General features: G+C 41.0%; 1 protein-coding gene. It reads right to left on the bottom strand.

Annotation, left to right across the window (positions count from 1 at the left end; genetic code table 11):
• Positions 1-182: IS66 family transposase zinc-finger binding domain-containing protein (locus NA59_RS12710; protein ID WP_044413564.1), on the bottom strand; the 182-nt coding region annotated here is incomplete at its 3' end.
• Positions 183-1,504: the final 1,322 nt, after the last annotated feature.

Here is a 1,504-nt window from a genome sequence, read left to right as displayed (position 1 = left end):
TTAGAGCTCACGACCTGAGCAAGCAGCTCCGCACTGGCATAACTGCCATCCATTAGGCAGGCGGGGCGTAAGTCACAGACGATTTGACCTGTTTGGCGATGACGGTACTTGACATAGACGTGGCGGCCAACAAAAAAACGCGCGGGCACGATATCCAGCACCTCTTTAACCTCTTCACCCATGCGCACCCAGTCCTGACTCGTGGTCCTTTATGCAAGCGACGCTGACTGCGCCAAAAGGTGGCTTTTTTGTCGAGCTGCGTTGTTTTTTTCATGATGAGTCCTTGGATTAATTGACGCGCTCATGATGTCAGATTTAGGATGGGGCGACTAGTATGGGTGCGGTCGGACGCTTACGCAAAAAAATGGCTCAAAAAACGTCCATTTTGCAAATCAAAATGGAAGAGCAAAAAAACGCGATTTTTGCACCCTAAAATTTTAAAATCTCGACCCCCGTTCTCTTTGATATATATTACGGAACGAGACCCCCCAAAAAGTAAAATTCAAAGCTTTAAAAATATAAGCATTTTATTCCACGACAAATAATCCCATCAAAGGGATTAATTGCCGTGATTAAGATTCGCCATTAATAAGATGTTTTTAAAGACTTCAAATTCACCTGAAACTCATTGCAGGGCTTCGCCCCTTAATGATTGTCAGTATTGCGTATAAAAAGCGGGCAAAATAAGGCGTTTTAAGCTAAATTTAACCCTGTCCTGTTCCGTAGGAGACAGCACCCCTAATTAAATCGTTTTTTTACATAAAAAATCTCGACCCCTGTTTTACAGTTCATAGGAACAGGACACCCCTATTTTTAATTAAAAAATGAATTGCATGCAATGTATCGAAAGTAGCTCAAATTCGGCTAAATATGACATTGAGATTTTAAAATTCGAGCAAAAATGGGTGATTTTCCATGGTTTATGATTTACTTTTTGGGTAGTCCTGTTCCTAATGCTGCAAATCTCGACCCCTGTTTTACAGTTCATAGGAACAGGACACCCCTAAAAGTACCCTCAAAAACGACCTATAATTGAGCCTTGCATGCACTTTAAAACCACCACCAATCACCCCTATCGGGCTGAAGGGTGGTGAATAGAGCTTCGCCTGGTGTGTTGAGTGTTGGAAGTTTTGGTCGGAAGATTGAGGTTTTTTTGCCGCTTAAATTTGTCCAAGGTCAAAAGTAAGCGGTGGGCGATAAACGCCGGTTAAAAATAGGCGATATGAGGCGACTTTTTGTGTCAACCGCTACCTTATATTATGCCATGGTGAGAAAACGTCTACAGCACCCCTAAAATTGCGTTAAATCGCACATTTAAAACTGGATTGCGATTAAATGCTGGAGTTGTGTGTTTTGAAGATGAAGCGATAGCCTATTCAGCTGACTTTGGGGATTGTTTACTTGTTTAAACCAAATTACAACCTATTTTGTCTTCATTTTGATGCTAATTTTTTTGCAATTTGCTACAAAATGCAAATAGTTTTAATATGCAAACAAATTGCAA

This window comes from Thiomicrospira microaerophila (assembly GCF_000934765.1).
In the GTDB taxonomy this organism is placed as follows: Bacteria; Pseudomonadota; Gammaproteobacteria; order Thiomicrospirales; family Thiomicrospiraceae; genus Thiomicrospira; species Thiomicrospira microaerophila.
This window is presented reverse-complemented; position numbering and strand designations above follow the sequence as displayed.